The sequence below is a fragment of the Pseudomonadota bacterium genome, from assembly GCA_022361155.1.
Taxonomy (GTDB): Bacteria; Myxococcota_A; Polyangia; order Polyangiales; family JAKSBK01; genus JAKSBK01.
Window position 1 is genome coordinate 1 of record JAKSBK010000421.1, and the last position, 14,108, is coordinate 14,108.

Consider the following 14,108-nt stretch of genomic DNA (forward strand, 5'->3'; position numbering starts at 1 on the left):
CGCTAAAGGTCAGCCGATATGCCACGCCGGTGGCGAGGCTCACATACCGCGACTCGGGTGTAGACACAGAAGCCTCCGACCGTTTCATCGGCCGCGTAGCGGCCGCGGCTGAACGCACTCGCACGCCGCATTCGATCGGACGCGTTGGTGGGTTTGCGGCGCTGTGCACCCTGCCGTCAGGCCTGAAGCAACCTGTACTCGTGTCGGGGAGCGACGGCGTTGGCACCAAGCTCTTGGTGGCACACATGGCTAACCGACACGACACGATCGGTGTGGACCTCGTCGCCATGTGCGTCAACGACGTGCTCACGACCGGAGCGCGCCCGTTGTTTTTCCTGGACTACTTGGCCACGGGCAAGCTGGATGTCGATCGAGCTGCGCAAGTGATCGAGGGCGTGGCTTTGGGGTGCGCGCAGGCTGGCTGCGCGCTGGTGGGAGGCGAGACCGCCGAGATGCCTGGCATGTACGCAAACGGTGACTACGATCTGGCAGGATTCGCAGTTGGTGTGCTCGAGCGCGAGCACCTGCTCCAAGCGGACCGGGTCCGCGAGGGGGACGTGGTCCTAGGGCTCGCGAGCAGCGGGCTGCATTCCAACGGCTATTCCCTCGCCCGCAAGGCGCTCCTGGAAGTGGCCGGGCACAAGCTCGACGATCGCATCGAAGCGCTGGGCGAACCGCTCGTGGACACACTGCTACGACCCACGCGGATCTACGCGCGCGCTTGCGAGCGACTGGTGCATACCGGTGGCGTGCGCGTGTTTGCCCACGTCACCGGCGGCGGTTTGCCGGGCAATCTCCCCCGCGTGCTGCCGCAGGGCCTTCAAGTCAAGCTCCATTCCGCGCGCTGGCCTCTACCGGCTGTCTTCCAGCTCATCGCCGAAGCCGGACAGGTCTCTGAAGACGAAATGTTCCGGACGTTCAACATGGGCATAGGATTCGTGGCCGTCGTGGCGCCGGAGCGGGTCGGCGAGCTCGTGGCCGCAGCCGAGGACAGCGGCGAACGGGCCTATGAGCTCGGGCAAGTAGAGCGACTGCCGTGCTCGGCAGCGAAACCGGCCGCCCTCATCGTGACCGACCGATGAGCCTTTCCCTCACCGTCTTGATCTCAGGCAAGGGCAGCAACCTGAATGCTATTCTCGAGGCCATCGATCGGGGCCGGTGCGATGCGCGAGTCGGGGCGGTCGTATCCGACAAGCGCAAGGCTCTCGGACTCGAGCTGGCGCGCGAGCGCGGTATTCCCACGCACGTCGTGCGCTTGCGCGACTACCCAGAGCGCCCGCTTTGGGACCGCGCCCTCGCCGACACGGTAACCCAGACCCGCCCCGAGCTCGTCGTACTCGCGGGCTTCATGCGGCTGGTGGGCTCGAACTTGTTGTCGCGCTTTCCGAAGAGGGTAATCAACATCCACCCGTCCTTGCTTCCCTCGTTCCCGGGCGTGGACGCGGCCAGGCAGGCGATCGATGCGGGCGTACAGCTGAGTGGTTGTACCGTGCATCTGGTCGACCACGGCGTAGACAGCGGCCCCATACTGGCGCAGGCGGCAGTTCCTGTAGTCCAAGGCGAGACCCCGGCCGAGCTGCACGCCCGCATCCAACGTGTCGAGCACCGACTCCTGCCACGCGTGATCCAGTGGTTCGCCGCCGGGCGCCGGGATAGCGCTGAGTCGAGCCCGTCTCAAAGGGCGATCCTACCCGGCGCCGACGATCAATTGCTCTGGCCACCGATGGATCCGTGACTGCCGACTACTACGACGTCGTCATACTGGGTACCGAGATCGGACCGCTGGCCTGCGCCGCTCTTCTGGCAAGACGCGGTTTTCGGGTCCTGGTAATAGGTCAAGGTACGCCTGCCCCGAGCTACCAGGCGGGCAGCTTTCGATTGCCGACGCGCCCCTTTACCTTGCTCGGAAGGGGGACGCCAGCCGTGCAGCGAGTGCTCGCTGAGTTGGCAATGAAACAGCGAGTCGCGAGCCTGAGCGCCGGTACCGATGCGAGCTTCCAGGTGGCTCTTCCGGGCCATCGGTTCGAGGTCTCCCATGATCAAGGCAGGATCGAGAGCGAAAGCGAGCGCGAGTTTCCGGAGGTCAGGCGGCCCATCGAGGACTTCCACAGCAACCTTGCGCGACTGTCCGAAGTGTTCGGCGAGCTCTGCCAGCGCGATCTGATGTGGCCACCCGAGACGTTTTTCGAACGCCGCGACTTCGCCAAGGCGAGCCGTGCGCTGGCGTTCGACAAGCACGGACGAGGACAAGACCCTCTGGCGGAGCTGCCGGAGCGGCATCCATTTCGCCTGGTCGCGCGCGCACCTGCACGCTTCGCCGACGGCATGGATCCGGACACGCAAACGCCACTGCGCCTGATGCGCCTGTACGCGAACTGGTACCGGGGTTCGCTGGGGCTGCGCTCGGGGCTGCCGGGCCTCTGGGACCTGTTGGTCGATCGCATACGTACGGCCGGCGGAGTGGTGCGACCCGGTGAACAAATCGACGGCGTGAGCTTTAGCCGAGGCGCGGTGACCGGGGTGCGGGTCGCCGCGTCCGGTACGCAGATCGGTTGCTCCTATGTGATTGCGGGGATCGACCTCGTCAGACTGCTCCCTCTGATGCCCGAACGTCAGCTGTGGGAGCAGCTTTTCGAGCGTGTGGGAGAGCCCCAGCCACGCTACGCTCGCTTCATGCTCAATCTCATCGTTCGGCCGCACGGAGTGCCGCTTGGATTGAGCCGCGATGTCTTCTTTGTCCGCGACTCGAGCGCGCTGCTTTCGGGGGACAATCTGCTGCATGTGCAGCACGGGCCCTCCCTGGGAAACGCCGGGCGCCTGCTGTGCGTCGAGGCGCTGCTGCCCCGGCGCCACGTCGAGGACGACGGCTACCTGCAGCGCTTTCGAGAGCGGCTGATCGAGTCCCTCAGCGATTTGGTTCCGTTTCTTCGGATGCACCTGCTAGCGATGGACTCTCCCCACGACGGCCGGCCGCCCACCGACTGTGTGACCGGTCGTGACCTTGCATGCCCGCAACCGTGGACCCGTGGCCGCCGTTCCATGCCCATCGTGTATGGCTACCCTGCTGCCCGCGCGCTGGGGCTGTGTGCCGTCCCCGTACGTGCTCCCATCAAACGCCTGCTCTTGTGCAACGAACAGGTGGTGCCGGGCCTCGGGCTGGAAGGTACCATGTTGGCGGCGTGGTCCGCTGCCCGCGTGGTGACGCGTGCCGACAAGAAGCCGCGCTGGGTGCGCCGCTCCATGTGGGCCAAGGCGGAGGCCTGAGCCCGACCTTTATCAAACCCCCTGCAACGGGTGCTTGGCAAAGACGCTGAGGCAGGCGTATGCTAGCGGGATGCAAGGTGGCAGCGGTTTGTCGTTGCACCAGCTTCTACGGGCTCTCGTCGACAAGGGTGGCTCGGACCTGCATATCAGCGCCCACACCCCACCGCAGCTCCGGATCGACGGTTCGCTGCTTCCGCTCAAGACCGCCCCGCTGACACCCCAGCAGACCAAGGAGCTGTGCTACTCGGTCCTAACCGAGGACCAGAAGGTCTCGTTTGAGAAGCGAAACGAGGTCGATTTCTCCTTCGGCGTCAAGGGTCTTTCGCGTTTCCGGGCCAACCTGTTTGTCCAGCGGGGCGCGGTCAGCGGCGTCTTTCGGCGGATACCGTTTCGCATCCTGTCCTTTGACGAACTCGGCCTGCCGAAGGTAATCGCCAGTTTCGCCAACCTTTCCAGCGGCCTTGTGCTGATTACAGGGGCCACCGGTTCTGGCAAGTCAACCACGCTCGCGGCAGTCATCGACAAGATCAATGCTGAAGCTCGCAAGCACATCATAACGGTCGAGGATCCAATCGAATTCGTGCACCGCAACAAACTGTGCGTGATCAACCAGCGTGAGGTAGGTTCGGATACGCACAGTTTTGGTGACGCCCTCAAGCACGTTCTCAGGCAGGATCCCGACGTCGTGTTGGTAGGCGAGCTTCGCGACCAGGAAACGATCGAAGCGGCGCTGACGATCTCGGAAACCGGGCACCTCGTCTTCGCCACCCTTCATACGAACAGCGCGACACAGACCGTCACGCGCATCGTGGACGTCTTCCCTGGCAACCAGCGCGACCAGATCCGCCTGCAGCTATCCTTCGTGCTGCAGGGAGTGGTCACGCAGATGCTCCTGCCCAGGAGCGAGGGGCCGGGACGCAATCTCGCCTTGGAAATCATGATTCCGAACTCCGCCATCCGAAACCTGATCCGTGAGGACAAGCTGCACCAAGTCTACTCCGTCATGCAGACCGGCCAGCACGAGACAGGCATGCAGACGATGAACCAGGCGCTGTTCGCTCTTTACCGAAAGCGTCAGCTGAGCGCCGAGGAGGCAGTTTTTCGCTCAGACGAGCCCGCCGAGCTGCAGGCGATGATACAGCGCACGGCTCGACTTGCCGCGTCCTAAGGGCTCGTCCAAGAATAACTCGATCGGCTGCGGCCGTGCAGGGCGGCGCGCTCGCGGCTTTCGTCTTCGCAGGGTCCATAGGACTCTAGTGAACTCGTAATCCGTGGTACTAGCCGCTAGCCCAAGTTGCGTGCACGGTACACACAACTTTGGAGGAGCGGAACGGTGGTGGTAAACTGGTTACCTTTCACCACATTCGTCCGCGAGAGCCGATCCGGATAGCGAGGGGAGATTCCGCCCATGCCGCGCTTTACGCCACCATTATGGTACGCTACGTAGTCACGGCCATGTTCGTGGCAACGAAGGCCATTTGGGGCTGTTCGGCCGCGGTGGCTGTATGGGTGTTCATTTGTCCTGCGCAGGCCGTGCTAGCGCAAGCGGCGGAGCCATCCGTCCAGCAACGCAGTGCGGCCGCGGAGGCCTATGATCGGGGAACAGCAGCGTACTTGGCGACCGACTACGAACGCGCCGCTCAGTGGTTCGAAACCGCGCACCGCATCGCGCCAGCCGCGCCGGCGCTGCTGCAGGCGATACGCGCAAACGACCGTGCCGGTAGCAAGCTGCGGGCCGCCACCCTGTCGTTGCGGCTCTTGGCCGACTACTCCTCGGACGAGGCTGCCGCCAAGTACGGGATCCAGGTGCTGCAGGAAGCTCGCACAAAGTACCTGCGCGTGGATGTCCGCTGCCAGGACTGCTCGATCGCTGTGAACGGAGCCCCGCAGCAATACCCTTCGTTCTTCTTGGAACCGGACCAAGCCCATACCGTCGTGGCCGATTTCGAGAGCGGTGAGGTATCCGAGGAGGTTTCCGGCGCCGCCGGCAAGTCCATCACGCTCCAGTTCGAGGCGCCGCGAGTGTCCGGGGAAGCGCTGCGCGAGCTGCCGCGCCAATCTGTGTCCAGGACCGATACTCTCCTGCGCGGCGAGGGCGACGAACGCGCAGATGACGGCCGCAACGGCGGCGGCTTGCCTCCGTCCTTGACCTTTACCGCCATCGGGCTCACGGCCGTGGTCGCGGGCTTGACGGTATGGTCGAGGCTCGACAGCCTTGCCGGGGTAGATGCCTACGAGGTGCAAGCGAGCAAGTGCCAGCAGGCCGCCTATGACCCCGCACACCCTGACTGCATCGACGCCACCCAACGCCTCAACGAAGGGAGGGGCACGGAGGTTCGCACCAGTATCCTGCTGGGAGCCTCGGCAGCGCTCAGCGCCGGGTCCCTGATTCTCGCGCTGTTCCTTACGGACTGGTCCGGAGGGCGGGACAGCGACGAGGCATCCATTCGGTTCGGTGCGCTGCTGGTTCCCGGTGGTGGAGCCGGCTTGCTCAAGGCACGTTTCTGATGGAGGCAAGACCGCCAACATCGACCGACGAAGATCCCTTCGCCAGGAATCTCGCGGGCCGGAGGCTGGGACGCTACCAGGTGCTCACGAAGCTCGCCTCGGGAGGCATGGCGGCGGTCTACGTCGGCCGAGCCCTCGGTGTTGCGGGATTTTCCAGGCTCTTCGCTATCAAGGTCCTGCACCCGCACCTGGCCTACGAGAAGGAGTTCATCGACATGTTCAAGGATGAGGCCCGCCTGGCGGCGCGGATCCATCATCCGAACGTCGTCGCCACGCTGGACATCAACGACACCCCGGACGCGGGCTTCTATCTTGTAATGGACTACATCGAGGGCGACCATCTGGGTGCCCTGCTGCAACAAGCCTTCCGAGCCGGCAATCGCGCGCCCCGACCGGTCGCGCTACGAATCCTGATCGATGCCTTGGGCGGCCTCGGCGCAGCGCACAGCCTCACGGACGAGGACGGCAAAGCACTCAACCTGGTCCACCGGGATATCTCGCCGCACAACATCATGGTGGGCACGGACGGAATCTCGCGCCTGACTGACTTCGGCGTCGCAAAGGCGGAGGCTCGGCTCGGCACGACACGCGAAGGGCAGCTCAAGGGCAAGCTCGCATACATGGCTCCGGAGCATGCGTCCTCGGGCTTTGCCGACCAGCGCTCGGACCTTTTCTCGATGGGCATCATCCTGTGGGAGACGCTCACCAACCGGCGGCTGTTTCGAGCCGACAACCACGCCGCGACCCTGAACAAGATCTGCATTGAACCGATTCCCGCACCCTCCGGGATCGATGAGGCATTGAGCCCGATGGACCCGGTGCTGGCGAAGGCCCTTGCACGGGCGCCGGAGGAGCGGTTTCAGACCGCAGAGGAATTCGCGGACGCTCTGGAACAGGCGGCCCCCGAGTTGGGAGGGATCGGCTCGCTACGTGCTGTGGGGAAGATCGTCCGCGCCTACGCGTCCGACAAGCTCGATCACGAGCACGAGCTCATCAAAGGCGCCATTGCGAGCATCCGTGAGACCGAAAGCGATAACGGCGCGTTTTCGCAGCTACAGCATGAACCGCTGCAGGGAAGCGAGCTCAGCGCTTCCGGCAGCCACCCCTCCGCACATCCGCCGGCCGAGGTGCCTCAGCGGCCCCGCACGGCGTTCTGGCTCATCACGGGCGCGCTGCTGATCGTGGCCGCCGTTGCGCTGTTTCTGGCCATACGGGGCCGCAGGCCCCTGCCCCCTGCGGGCGAGCCGCGTCCGGTTTCGCCGCAGGTCGCGCAGCCGAGTCCGGAATCGCCAGCGCCGGTGCCCACGCAACCGCAAGCGGCCGAACCCCCCGTCGCTCCGCCGGAAGAGCTCGTGTCGCCGCCGGCGTTGCCCGAGTCGAAGCCGCCCCCCAAGCGCGCTCGCGCACCGAAGCGAACGAAGCAGGCGCCCACCCGGGCAGAGGCCAAAAAGCAGCGTGCCCGCCCCGCCGCGGCAACACCCCAGCGAAGCGGGCGGGGCCGGCGCCGCGCGGCCCGCGGCAGGCGCCAGGAGGAGGCTCCGGCCCCCCAGAAGACACGCGAGTCCAAGAGGCCGGCCTCCAAGAAAAGACCTGTCGACGATCTCTTTCCTCTCAACGAGAATCCGTATCGGCGCTGACCCGGAGCCGGGTTCCGGTCAAGTCCTCGCGACGCGAGCGTGCGGCGCAACAGCGCCGCGTCAAGATGGTGCTAGGTCTGCCACCATTGGTCTTGGTCGCGCCTTGAACCGCCAGTTTTCGCTGGGATTTCGCTTCACCAAAAGTGCTGAGCTCGAGGCTAGGGAGGGGAGACGCAGCGGCATTGACGCACTGCGACGCCGGTGTGGTGTCCCCTCGTGAATGTCCACAACTCACCCCGTGTGTGGTCGCCCGCAACCCAGGTTGCTTTGGATCCCTACGGTACGATCCGCTAATATTGTTAAAGTGCGGTAGCCCAGCTGGAACGGAGGTGACATGGCAGAGTGGGTCTGGGAGGCTCGTGGGAGAACCGGCGAAATGCGCAAAGGCATCATGGATGCCCAGGACGCCGAGTCGGTTCACACCAAGCTGAAGCAGCAGCACCTGAGCCCTACCAAGGTGAAGAAGAAGGGCCGCTCGATCAACATCTCGATCGGGTCACCCGTCGCGGACAAGGAGCTGGTCATCTTCGTGCGGCAGTTCGCCACGATGATCGACGCCGGCTTGCCCCTGGTGCAGTGCCTGGAAATCCTGTCCGCACAGGGAGAAAACAAGACTTTCAACGCAATCCTGCGTGACGTCAAGAACTACGTCGAGCAGGGAGCGACCTTTTCGGATGCGTTGAGACGGCATCCGAAGGTATTCGACGAGCTTTTTGTGAACCTGGTCCAGGCCGGCGAGATGGGCGGGATCCTGGACACGATTCTCAACCGCTTGGCGGTGTATATCGAGAAGCGCGTCAAGCTGAAACGCCAGGTGCGCAGCGCGCTGGTCTACCCGACGTCGGTCATGCTCATCGCCGTGGCTGTGCTCGTTATCCTGCTGAGCTACGTCATTCCGTCCTTCGAGTCGATGTTTCGTGACTTCGGAGGACACGATTCGCTCCCGGGCTTGACGCGCTTCGTGATCGGTCTGTCCCAAGGATTCTTGGGCAGCGCTCATTGGATCGTCCTCGGAATTGCGACGGTGTCCGGACTCTTCAGCTACACCTATCGCCTGCCCAAAGGCAAGCGCTTCTATCACAAGGCTGTGCTCACGGCGCCGGTTCTCGGCCCTGTGATGCGCAAGATCGCGGTGGCACGTTTCACCCGTACGCTTGGGACTCTGCTAGGGTCAGGCGTACCGATCCTGGACGCCCTCAACATCGTGGCCAAGAGCGCCGGCAACGTCATTGTCGAGGAAGCGATCGTCAAGACCGGTGAGGGCATCCGCGCAGGCCACACCATGGTGGAGCCCCTGGCCGCTTCCAAGGTGTTTCCATCGATGGTGGTCCAGATGATCGGTGTGGGCGAGCAGACCGGTGCGCTGGATCAAATGCTCAACAAGATCGCCGATTTCTATGAGGAGGAAGTGGATGTCGCCGTCGCGGGCATGACGTCGCTCATCGAGCCCATCATGATGGTGGGAATCGGCGGCATGGTCGGTTTCATGCTGATCGCGATGTATATGCCGATCTTCGATATCGCCGGCAAGATCAAGACCCATTAATGCCCCGTAAACGTCGCCGCCATAGCGCCTAATGCGACTCGGCGAGTCACAGCTACATGGTGCCGACTTGGCGGGCAGGGAGAGCTCCACCCTGGCAGGTGAATGGCAAGCCTCGGAGCTCAAGCGGAGACTCCTATGGCTGACTGGAGCACGTTTGGCCGTGGCAACGATGCTCTTGGGTGCCACCGTCTTGGTCAAGGGCAGCGAGGCCACCTGGTTCTCATCGTTTACGCCGCGCTTCCTGTTGCTGTCCATCGCAGCGACCTACAGCGTGTCGCTCCTTTTCGCGCTGTGGCTCAGGGCGCAAACCCCAGGCTCCTGGCTCGTTACGGTTCAGCTGAGCTGGGATCTACTGCTTACGAGCTGTCTGGTGTTCGTAACCGGCGGCGCGACGAGCGGCAGTACCGTCTTGTTTGGAATCACGGTGCTCATGGCCGCGATCGTCACGGGTCCCAAAGCGGCCCGGTGGACAGGCATCGCGGCGCTCACGCTCTACGTCGTGCTGTCCACGTTGCTGGCAGTGGGAGTTGTGCCCGGGCCTCCTGATCAAGCGACAGACAACTACCGCCCGAGCTTCGACGCGCTGGTCTATGCGCTGCTGCTCAACGTGCTCGGCCTGGGTCTGCTCACGCTGCTTGCCAGCAACCTGGCATCCCGCCTGAGTCGAGCAGGGGGCAAGCTCCGCATCGCAGCCGCGAGCGCGCGTAGCTTGGCCCAGCTGAACGAGGACATCATTCGTTCCATGACGTCCGGGCTGCTGACTCTGGACGCCGACGGGCGAATCCGCAGCGCCAACGCGGCCGCCGCGGCGATCTTCGGCATCGGCGAGGGCGAGCTGCTGGCGTGCCGGCTGCCCGAGCTGATCGAGCTCGAGGCGACCCCGCACCCCGAGGGGACCTGGAAGATCGCACGGGCGGAAGGGCGCGGAAGAAAAGCAACAGGCGACAGGTTCCCCGTAGGCTACTCTGTAAGCCCGCTGCGCGGAGCGGATGGACGCAGCTCGGGCAGTTTGATCGTCCTGGAGGATCTGACCGAAATCACGAGGCTGCGCCGGGCCGCGGAACGCGCCGAACGGTTGGCTACGTTGGGAAGGCTGTCGGTTGGCCTAGCCCACGAGATCCGCAATCCGCTCGGGTCGATCTCGGGTTCCGTGCAGCTCGTCCGGGAGTCGCCCCTGATCTCGGCCGAGGATAGCCGGCTCCTCGGCATTGTCCTGAGCGAGACCGAACGCCTGAACGACCTCGTCACGAACATGCTGCAGCTCGGCCGCCCGGCGCAACCTCAACGCGTCACCCAGAATCTGAGCGAGCTCATCGACGACGTCGTCGACATGGCGCGCCGGGGGATAACAAACCACAAGCGCATCCGGATCGATAGAACGGACACCACCCGCAACTGCGAGGCGATCGTGGATCCAGCTCAGTTGCGCCAGGTGCTTTGGAACCTGATCAAGAATGCGATCCAGGCGTCGCCTCACGAAGGCGTGGTGGAGGTCAAGCTGCACCACGAGGGCGACGAGCGTTTGGTCTTCGAGGTCAGCGATCAGGGCGACGGTGTAGATCCTGCCAACACCGATCGCATCTTCGACATGTTCTACTCGGAGCGCACGCACGGAATCGGGGTAGGCCTGGCCCTGGCAAAACAAATAGTCGACGCTCACGACGGTCGCATCGACGTGCTCGGTGCGGACCGGCAGGGAGCGACCTTTCGTGTGACGCTGCCCGCGAAGATGCAGAGCGCCGCCTAGCCCGCATCGGTCACCAACTTCGACCCCGATCGGTCGAGGTGCCCGTGATAACAGCCGATCCGCAGTCGAAGCGCCGGAGGCATAGTCGGCACCATGTTGAGGACGCTGAGACGAGGACGCGGCTGCTTGCGCGGGCAGATCGGCCGATCGGGTCGGAGGCTGGTGACCATGCGGGCTAGTACCGCTTGCCAGGCACTAGTACCCTAGCTCCCCTGCGCGATGGCCCGTCCGACACGTAGGCCCAATGCGTAGATGGACAGCTGCGGTGGTACGCCGATCGATCCGGGAAACAGCGAGCCGTCCGCGACCCATAGGCCCTCGACATGGTGGTGCTGGCCGTGGCTGCCGACCGCGGCCTGGGATGGGTCGTCGCCCATGGGCACCGTTCCCATGGGATGCGCTGCTGCAAGATCGACGTAGCCGGGCGTCAACTCGAGCCGCGCCAGCACCTGTGCGTGACCGGGATCGGTCAGGACGCGGGGCGGCGTGGTTGGAACCAAGACCTTTCGGGCGCCCGCCGCGAACAACAAGCGCGCGCACGCGCTCAACCCCATGGCAAGCTGGCGCCGATCGGCGCGGGAGGGCCAGTAGTCGATACGCTGATTCAGGTCTCCGTCGGGGGATACTCGCCCGTGGCTGTCGTCGTGCAGCACGGCGGTGAGCGCGCCAAGGTGAGCATAGCGTGTCATGAATTCCCGATGCAGCGCGCCATGGCCGGGGAGCATCGACGCCACGCCGGCCGGATGCGCGACTGCCGGGACGATCCAAATGCGGCGCTCGCTTCCGGGGTCGAAGTCGAGGAACTCCGTGCACTCGTAGGCCTGTGGGATGCCCTGCCAGGCGCGGACGGGCGCCTCGAACTCGCCTGCCACCACCACAGCCGGGTGCAGGCGCAGTCGCTTACCCACCTCGTCGCCCGGGTCGGGACACCGCGAACGCAGCAGGATCGCAGCGGTGGCCGTTGCCGACCCCGACAAACACACCCGGGGTGCCTCCACTTCGACCCGACCCAGCGGCCACTGGCGCTCGGGGTCAAGCGACACGGCTTCAACGCCGACAGCGGCATTGCCTCGCAGCACAACACGCACGGCCTGGCATTGGGTCACGACCTCCGCGCCCGCGGCGACGGCAGCGGGGATCAAGACCTTGGCGGCGTTGTTCTTCGCGTCGTAGGCGCAGCCGAGCTCGCAGAATCCGCTCCCGATGCAGCCGCTGCGGTTGTGTTGCACCGGTCCGCCCCGATACCCTAGCGCCTTGCAGCCCTGCTCGAGCAGCCGGTTGTTGCGGTTCCGGAGTGCCGGTGGAATACCCGAAACACCCAGCATCCGCTCCACGTCCGTGTAGAGCGCATCCCAGGTCCCGCTGTCGAGGCTGCCGAGACGACCCGCGGCTGTCCAACGCTGCAGTAACGTCCTCGGGATGCGCTTGCATAGATTGAGGTTGTGCACTGTGGAACCGCCAACCGCGCGTCCCTGCAGCACCCTGATCCCACGATCGGCAGTCATGCGATTGCCCGCTTCCCATAGCAACCTGGGGAACATCTCTTCTTCGCGTTGGGTCATGTCTGCGGGTGAGAGAAAGGGACCCGCTTCGAGCACGATCACCCGCATGCCAGCCTCGGCAGCGGTCTTGGCCACCATGGCGCCGCCCGCACCGGAGCCAACCACGCAAAGGTCGGCCTCGAGCGCCAGCGGCTTCGGGAGTTGTGAAGCGTCGAAGATCACCTTCGAGCCGCCCGGGGCAGTGCTCCACGGGGTGCGACGAGGCGCTCGTACGCGGGCCAGCGCGCTCGCTTCGGGACAGCCGCGCCGTTGTTCACCCCTGCCAGCGGCCCGGGATACTCCAGCGATGCCCATGTTTGGGGCTGCTGGTAGTGGGCGAAGAAACACAGCGCCCGGACCGCCTTGTAGGCGTGGCGCAACACGCCCTCGCGGGTTGCAAGCCCGGCCAGGAAGCGTTCGCGTTGCTCGGGCTCGAGCTCGGTAAGACGGGAGACCTCGAGTCCCAGCACAGTCCCGTGCTCGAGCAGCGCCAGCAGTCTGTGGACTTCACGATGCAGCCAAGAAGGCATGCGTGACAGCAGCGCATCGACTTTGTCGGCCACGGCGTAGAGCCGGTCGCCTCGAGGTGCTGGCGGAAGTAACGCCTCGGCGATCGCATCCAGGATCTGTGCTTCGGTGGCGGACAACACACGACCTTGCCAGTTTGGCCGCGGTGGATAGCCCGACAGCCGTGACCAGATCAGCGCGCCACCCGCGCCCAGACCGGCCCCCGCGATCCAGATTCGACGCCCCGGGCGAGATCCGGGTTCGGATCCGGTTTCGGTGGCTTGCAGGCGAGACGCCAACGCCGAGGGCAAGCGCTGCTGCCAGTCATCGGTTCTTGGGAGCCCCGGACGATGCGGCGTGACCCAAAACAGGATCCGGGAGCGCCGTTCTCTGCTGGGGATGCGCATGCGTCGCGCATCGGCCAAGAGAGCCGCCATGGCCTTGCCCGAGTAGATGGGCTCGAGGGCAAGCCCGTACGCCTGGAACGTCTCGCAGACGCGGCTCGAGGCTGCTGTGGCCACGCCGTAGGCGCTGCCGAGCTGGCTGCGATCGATGCGGACCGGCACGGGCTCGCAGCGCCCGGCACCCGGCACGTGCCGCCCCCGCAGCCAGCGGATCACGCGGCGCTGCAGCTGATGCAGCCTCCAGTCTGGGCTCAGCGTCCGCTCCACCACGGCGATCGCGTGAATCGTCGTTCGCAGGCCAGCGAGCGCAAAGCCCACGGACAAGCCGGCCGCGATCCCGCCGCTGCCCATGGGCACGTACACGCGCTCGGGCTCAGGCAGCTCTCCGCTGCGGATCTGCTCGCTCAGCTCCAGCCCCGCGGCAGCGATCCCGGCGATGCCTGCTTCGGCCGACGCGCCCGGTGCAATCACAGGAGCGCCGTTGCGCGCCTTGCCGAGAAGCAAGAGCGGGTCCTTGATGGCCAGCGCCGTGCGCGAGGAATGGAAACGTAAGCTGGTGGGGCCCGACGCCACGAATGCGAGGTTTTCGAGCACCTGTTGGCCTGGCGGTTCCCAAAAACACTGGGCCCACAGATGTCTGCCTAGCTGCTGCGCGGCCGCACACAGGGCGACCAGCTGCCCCGAACCAATGGCTCCGAGAGCGTGCCAGTCAGGTGCGTTCCTGAAAGCCGGTTCAGCCAGCAGCACGTCGAGCTTTCTGGCCTTCGTCCCGCCTACGAGCGCGCCGCAGAGGTCGTCCCGTTTGACCCCAAGGTAATCGAGCCCAAGCTCGTCCTCGAGCGCTGTTAGTCGCTCGACCGGAGTGGGCTCCCTGATCCAGCCCAGCGTGTCGATGCGGTCCCCGAGCAGCACGCGTTCGAGCCTACTCCCGATCGCGTCCGTGTGCCCGCAGCA

At 65.1% G+C, this 14,108-nt stretch carries 10 protein-coding genes; 8 read left to right on the plus strand and 2 right to left on the minus strand.

Annotated features, from left to right (window positions below):
- Positions 1-29 precede the first annotated feature (29 nt).
- The 8 genes from purM (at position 30) to MJD61_16200 (ending at position 10,702) form a co-directional block, all read left to right on the plus strand.
- Positions 30-1,082, plus strand: a complete 1,053-nt coding sequence (purM, locus tag MJD61_16165; GenBank protein ID MCG8556799.1) for a phosphoribosylformylglycinamidine cyclo-ligase — start codon at positions 30-32, stop codon at positions 1,080-1,082.
- Positions 1,079-1,735: a phosphoribosylglycinamide formyltransferase gene (gene purN / locus MJD61_16170; protein MCG8556800.1), complete on the plus strand. Its 657-nt coding sequence runs from the start codon at positions 1,079-1,081 to the stop codon at positions 1,733-1,735. The genes purM and purN overlap by 4 nt, the downstream gene beginning before the upstream one ends.
- Positions 1,732-3,264, plus strand: coding sequence for a hypothetical protein (locus MJD61_16175; protein ID MCG8556801.1), 1,533 nt, complete (start codon positions 1,732-1,734; stop codon positions 3,262-3,264). The genes purN and MJD61_16175 overlap by 4 nt, the downstream gene beginning before the upstream one ends.
- 70 nt (positions 3,265-3,334) lie before the next feature.
- Positions 3,335-4,432: a type IV pilus twitching motility protein PilT gene (locus MJD61_16180; protein ID MCG8556802.1), complete on the plus strand. Its 1,098-nt coding sequence runs from the start codon at positions 3,335-3,337 to the stop codon at positions 4,430-4,432.
- Positions 4,433-4,695: 263 nt separating this feature from the next.
- Positions 4,696-5,772: a hypothetical protein gene (locus MJD61_16185; GenBank protein ID MCG8556803.1), complete on the plus strand. Its 1,077-nt coding sequence runs from the start codon at positions 4,696-4,698 to the stop codon at positions 5,770-5,772.
- On the plus strand, positions 5,772-7,409 hold the full coding sequence (locus MJD61_16190; GenBank protein ID MCG8556804.1) for a protein kinase: 1,638 nt from the start codon (positions 5,772-5,774) through the stop codon (positions 7,407-7,409). The genes MJD61_16185 and MJD61_16190 overlap by 1 nt, the downstream gene beginning before the upstream one ends.
- A gap of 334 nt (positions 7,410-7,743) precedes the next feature.
- Positions 7,744-8,955: a type II secretion system F family protein gene (locus tag MJD61_16195; protein ID MCG8556805.1), complete on the plus strand. Its 1,212-nt coding sequence runs from the start codon at positions 7,744-7,746 to the stop codon at positions 8,953-8,955.
- 169 nt (positions 8,956-9,124) lie between these two features.
- Positions 9,125-10,702 (plus strand): ATP-binding protein, encoded by a 1,578-nt coding sequence (locus MJD61_16200; protein MCG8556806.1) that lies wholly within the window; start codon positions 9,125-9,127, stop codon positions 10,700-10,702.
- Positions 10,703-10,905: 203 nt separating this feature from the next.
- Here the strand turns inward: MJD61_16200 and MJD61_16205 are convergent, their stop codons facing one another.
- The gene (locus MJD61_16205; protein ID MCG8556807.1) at positions 10,906-12,426 is read right to left on the minus strand and encodes a GMC family oxidoreductase; all 1,521 of its coding nucleotides are present in this window, start codon (positions 12,424-12,426) and stop codon (positions 10,906-10,908) included.
- Positions 12,423-14,066 carry a pyridoxal-phosphate dependent enzyme gene (locus MJD61_16210; GenBank protein MCG8556808.1) on the minus strand — a complete coding sequence of 548 codons (1,644 nt, stop codon included), beginning with the start codon at positions 14,064-14,066 and terminating at the stop codon, positions 12,423-12,425. The genes MJD61_16205 and MJD61_16210 overlap by 4 nt, the downstream gene beginning before the upstream one ends.
- Positions 14,067-14,108 lie beyond the last annotated feature (42 nt).

Excerpts from the sequence above, each read along its gene's own strand:
- purN (MCG8556800.1), top strand. The coding sequence starts at position 1,079 with ATGAGCCTTTCCCTCACCGTCTTGATCTCAGGCAAGGGCAGCAACCTG.
- MJD61_16190 (MCG8556804.1), top strand. The coding sequence starts at position 5,772 with ATGGAGGCAAGACCGCCAACATCGACCGACGAAGATCCCTTCGCCAGG.
- MJD61_16200 (MCG8556806.1), top strand. The coding sequence starts at position 9,125 with ATGCTCTTGGGTGCCACCGTCTTGGTCAAGGGCAGCGAGGCCACCTGG.
- MJD61_16195 (MCG8556805.1), top strand. The coding sequence starts at position 7,744 with ATGGCAGAGTGGGTCTGGGAGGCTCGTGGGAGAACCGGCGAAATGCGC.
- MJD61_16185 (MCG8556803.1), top strand. The coding sequence starts at position 4,696 with ATGGTACGCTACGTAGTCACGGCCATGTTCGTGGCAACGAAGGCCATT.
- MJD61_16180 (MCG8556802.1), top strand. The coding sequence starts at position 3,335 with ATGCAAGGTGGCAGCGGTTTGTCGTTGCACCAGCTTCTACGGGCTCTC.